General features: G+C 70.0%; 5 protein-coding genes. 4 read left to right on the plus strand and 1 reads right to left on the minus strand.

The window, feature by feature from the left end; all coding sequences use genetic code 11:
- The coding region (locus NBZ83_RS30585) for an ISKra4 family transposase (protein WP_261576359.1) at positions 1-1,246 on the plus strand (1,246 nt) is incomplete at its 5' end.
- On the opposite strand, the gene NBZ83_RS30590 is transcribed toward NBZ83_RS30585, so the two are convergent.
- Positions 1,247-1,756, minus strand: coding sequence for a transposase (locus NBZ83_RS30590; RefSeq protein ID WP_261569448.1), 510 nt, complete (start codon positions 1,754-1,756; stop codon positions 1,247-1,249).
- A 419-nt stretch (positions 1,757-2,175) separates the two neighbouring features.
- Between NBZ83_RS30590 and NBZ83_RS30595 the strand changes: the two genes are divergently transcribed.
- The 3 genes from NBZ83_RS30595 to NBZ83_RS30605 form a co-directional block, all read left to right on the plus strand.
- Positions 2,176-2,463, plus strand: a complete 288-nt coding sequence (locus NBZ83_RS30595) for a DUF1330 domain-containing protein (RefSeq protein ID WP_261569447.1) — start codon at positions 2,176-2,178, stop codon at positions 2,461-2,463.
- A gap of 119 nt (positions 2,464-2,582) precedes the next feature.
- Positions 2,583-3,050, plus strand: a complete 468-nt coding sequence (locus NBZ83_RS30600; RefSeq protein ID WP_261569446.1) for a nuclear transport factor 2 family protein — start codon at positions 2,583-2,585, stop codon at positions 3,048-3,050.
- Positions 3,051-3,277: 227 nt separating this feature from the next.
- Positions 3,278-4,107 (plus strand): helix-turn-helix domain-containing protein (locus tag NBZ83_RS30605; protein WP_261576360.1); only part of this gene is annotated, 830 nt, incomplete at its 3' end.

Here is a 4,107-nt window from a genome sequence, read left to right on the forward strand (position 1 = left end):
GCTGGAGAGGGGCCATGGCCGGGGGTTGTCGACGGTGTTCGGCCGGGTGTCGGTGACGAGGCTGGCCTACCGGGCGGTGGGGGCGGGCAACCTGCATCCGGCGGACGGGGCGTTGAACCTGCCGGCGGGGCTGCACTCGCACGGGCTGCGCCGGCTGGTGGCGTTGGAAGCGGCGCGGGGCTCGTTCGACGACGCGGTGGCCGCGGTCGAGCGCGCGACCGGGGTGAGAGTCGGCAAGCGGCAGCTCGTCGAGCTGGCCGGCACGGCCGCGGTCGATGTGGACGGCTTCTACGCCCGGATGAAGGCCGGGCCGACGCCGGATGCGCTGCTGGTGTTGCAGTTCGACGGTAAGGGTGTGGTCATGCGCCCAGAGGGGCTGCGCCCGGCGACGGCGAAAGCGGCGGCCGCCGCGGGCCGCAAGCTGGCGACGAGGTTGTCGCCCGGGGAGAAGAACGGCCGTAAACGGATGGCCGAGCTGGCCGCCGTGCACGACGCCGCCCCGGTGGTGCGCACCCCGCGCGACGTGCTGCCGCCGCCCGGCCAGGACAGCGAGGACGGGCCGAAGGCGGCCGGGAAGTGGCTGACCGCCTCCGTCGTCGACGACATCGCCACCGTCGTGGCCGCCGGGTTCGACGAGGCGACGCGGCGCGACCCGCACCACGCGTGCACCTGGGTCGTGCTCGTCGACGGCAACCAGGCCCAGCTCGACGCCGTCACCGCCGAGGCGAAACGCCGCAGCGTGCAGATCCACATCCTGATCGACTTCATCCACGTCCTGGAATACCTCTGGAAGGCCGGCTGGTCATTCTTCGACACTGGCGACCCCGACGCCGAGGCCTGGGTCACCGACAAGGCCCGCAAGGTCCTGGCCGGCCACGCGACCGACGTCGCCACCGGCATCCGCCGCCGCGCCACCTACAACGGCTACGACCAGACCGAACGCAAAGGTGCCGACACCGCCGCCGCCTACCTCGACGCCAAAGCCGCCTACCTCGACTACGCCACCGCCCTGGCGAAGGGCTGGCCGATCGCCACCGGCGTCATCGAGGGCGCCTGCCGCCACCTCGTCAAGGACAGCATGGACATCACCGGCGCCCGCTGGGGACTCGACGGCGCCGAAGCCATCCTCACGCTGCGCGCCGTCATCGCCAACCGAGACTTCGACGACTACTGGACGTTCCACCTCGACCAGGAACGCCACCGCAACCACAACAGCCAGTACGCAGACAACCGCATACCACCCTGATCAACTCACTTCAGGGGAACTGCACCCATCGCCCTTGCCGCTGGCCAACGCACCGACGAAATCCGGTAGTGGCCACTCGTCGCCGCCGCTCTCGGCGGGCGCGCTCTCGCGCACGAGAGCCAGGATCGGCGCCACGTGCGACTCGGGCAGGCGGTCGATCAGACTGTGCAGCTCGTCCCGCAGAGTACTCACCCCTTGAGGATACGACCGACGCATGGCCAGCCACCGAGGTCCGCCGGGACGTGAGCTGAACGGCGGATCGCAGCCCCGCACGGCCGCCACGGTCGAGGTGTGGGTCACGCCGATGACGTAGACCAGGTTCTGGTCGGTGAGGTCTTGGCGGAACTCGGCTGAGTCTCCGTAGCCGGCGTCGGCGAGGACCGGGCGGGTACACCATCCGGTGAGTTCGGCTGGGGCTTGCCGCCGGGGATGCGGCGCCAGGGCAGGACGAGGGTGATTCGCCCTTGACGGGACGACGGGACCAGCTCGGCGCCACCAACGGGACCGCATGTCCGGACCCGCCAGACTTGCGGAACGCGTGTTCGATTCTGGCGATGATGTCGCGAGTCGGGTGCTCACTCGGCATCGCCCCTGGTCGGGAGCCTCGTAGAGACCGGGTGAATGGTGATTTCAGGACCCTGAACCAAGATCGGGCGGTTCTTATTGTGGTGCGTTAGGTCCACCACGGCAGCCTTACTCGAACACGAGCCCACCAGGGCAGTGCTCAGCAAGGCAGCCGAATCAGCAAGATCAGTGGAAGCGGCGTCGCCCTTCGGGGCGGCGCCGCTTTCTCATGCCGGGGCAACGGGCGTTCCCCGGTGCGTCGCCACATCATCGACGGCCTCACCCAGACTCCAGGGCCTGTCCTTGGCCACGATCGCCCCGGGGCTGAGGACCCGTCTGCGCGCCTCCTCGGGCACGATGGCGTCATGACTGCCTACTGGATCAGTATCTACCAGGAGATCGTCGATGAGAGCAAGGTTGCGGCGTACGCCGAGCTGGCCGGTCCGGCGCTGCGTGCGGCCGGCGGCACCTTCGTAGCCCGGGGTCTTCCCGAGCAGACGTACGAGGCCGGGGAGAAGACCCGCACCGTGCTTATCGAGTTCGATTCGGTCGAGGCTGCCCGGACCGCGCACGACAGCCCCGCCTACCAGAAGGCCCTGGCCGTCCTCGACGGCGGCGCCGTTCGTGACATGCGCATCGTGCCGGGCGTGTGACGAGTCGGGACGCTCTGGTTCGGGGGACGGCGCACACGATTTCAGGAGACGCTGCACCTGGCGGTGCGACGCTGATGATGGTCAGCGCTGCTCAGACGTTTCGACAGTGCGAGGTGCCCATGGAAAGTCCTGAGGACCGTCTTCAACGGCTCGAGGACCGAGATGCGATCCATCAGTTATTCGTCGATTACGGCCGGCATCTTGATCAGGGCAACTGGGAGCGGTTGGCGGCCCTGTTCGCCGAGGACGGTGAGGTCCTCCTGGGACCGATGGGGCGGGCCAAGGGACCCGAGGCCATCGGGGAACTCATGGCCCGGACCCTCACGGCCGGGCTCGGCACCTCGTTCCACATCATTTCCAGCCCCGACGTAATCCTTACCGGTGATACCGCGACGGCGGAGGTCATGTGGACGGTGGTGGAACGGCGCCCCGATGGCGGGCTGGGGATATCCCTACTCGGGCGGCATCTGGACCGACTGTCCCGGACGCCCGAGGGCTGGCGCATCCAGCGTCGGAAGGGCGATCTCCACCTGGTCGCGAAGCCACCGGCAGCGGGGGCCGCCCCATCCTCGTCGAGCGGGTCATGAGCGGGCCGAAATCCCGCCCGCGGTAAGAGTAGATCGCCGCGTCGGCGTCGCGGAGCGACCGAGGCCGCGGAGTTCTCATCGACCTCGGTCCCGGCGCCGGACCGAGGCATGCGACATGCGACGCAGCCCGCGCCGCACACCGTGCGGATCACCCTGGGGACCAGGGCCGGGGCGAACCAGACCCCGCGGATCCCCACCCCGGCGGGGTCAGGCGCGGATCATCGGCGGTGCGCATACTCGGCTCCATGAACAAGCACGGGCACCTGGCCGACTTCCTCCAGGCGCGCCGGGGCCAACTGCGGCCCGAGGACGTCGGGCTGCGGACCTACGGTGAGCGCCGCCGGGTGCCGGGGCTGCGGCGCGAGGAGCTCGCGATGCTCGCGGGCATCAGCGCCCCCTACTACACCCGCCTGGAGCAGGGCCAGTCACGCAACGCCTCGCGCGAGGTGCTCGACGCCATCGCGAATGCCCTGCGATTGGATGAGTCCGAGCGCGCCCATCTACACGCCCTGGCCCGTGCACCCCAACGGGGGAGACCCGCGGGCCGTCCGCGGGCCGAACGGATCACCTCGGCCACCAGCGCGCTGCTGGCAGCCATCGAGGGCACACCCGCCATCGTCCTGGGCCGCCGCAGCGACGTCCTGGCCTGGAACCGGCCAGGCCACGGGCTGTTCGCCGGCCATCTCGATCCGGACAGCCCCAACGACCCGGGCCGACGGCCGAACATGGCCAGACTGGTGTTCCTGGACGCGCACACCCGCGAGCTGTACACCGACTGGCCCGCCAAGGCCAGAGCCGTGGTGGGCAACCTGCGCCTGACGGCCGGCCGGCACCCGGACGATTCGTTGCTGGCCAGGCTGATCGGCGAGCTGACCATGCGCAGTCCGGAGTTCGCCACGATGTGGGCCGATCACCGGATCCTGGCCTGTGATGCCGCCGACTACGACCTGCGCCACCCCCTGGTCGGGACACTGACCGTCACCCAGCAGACGCTGCAGAGCCCGCAAGGTGACGGACCAGTCCTGGTGGTGGCCACAGCCCCCCCCGGTTCCCCCGC

The sequence above is a fragment of the Frankia gtarii genome (genome assembly GCF_025403375.1).
GTDB classification, from domain to species: Bacteria; Actinomycetota; Actinomycetes; order Frankiales; family Frankiaceae; genus Frankia; species Frankia gtarii.

What these genes read in the sequence shown, in the direction of transcription:
- NBZ83_RS30595 (WP_261569447.1), top strand. Translation starts at nt 2,176, where the DNA reads ATGACTGCCTACTGGATCAGTATCTACCAGGAGATCGTCGATGAGAGC.
- NBZ83_RS30590 (WP_261569448.1), bottom strand. Translation starts at nt 1,756, where the DNA reads ATGCGGTCCCGTTGGTGGCGCCGAGCTGGTCCCGTCGTCCCGTCAAGG.
- NBZ83_RS30600 (WP_261569446.1), top strand. Translation starts at nt 2,583, where the DNA reads ATGGAAAGTCCTGAGGACCGTCTTCAACGGCTCGAGGACCGAGATGCG.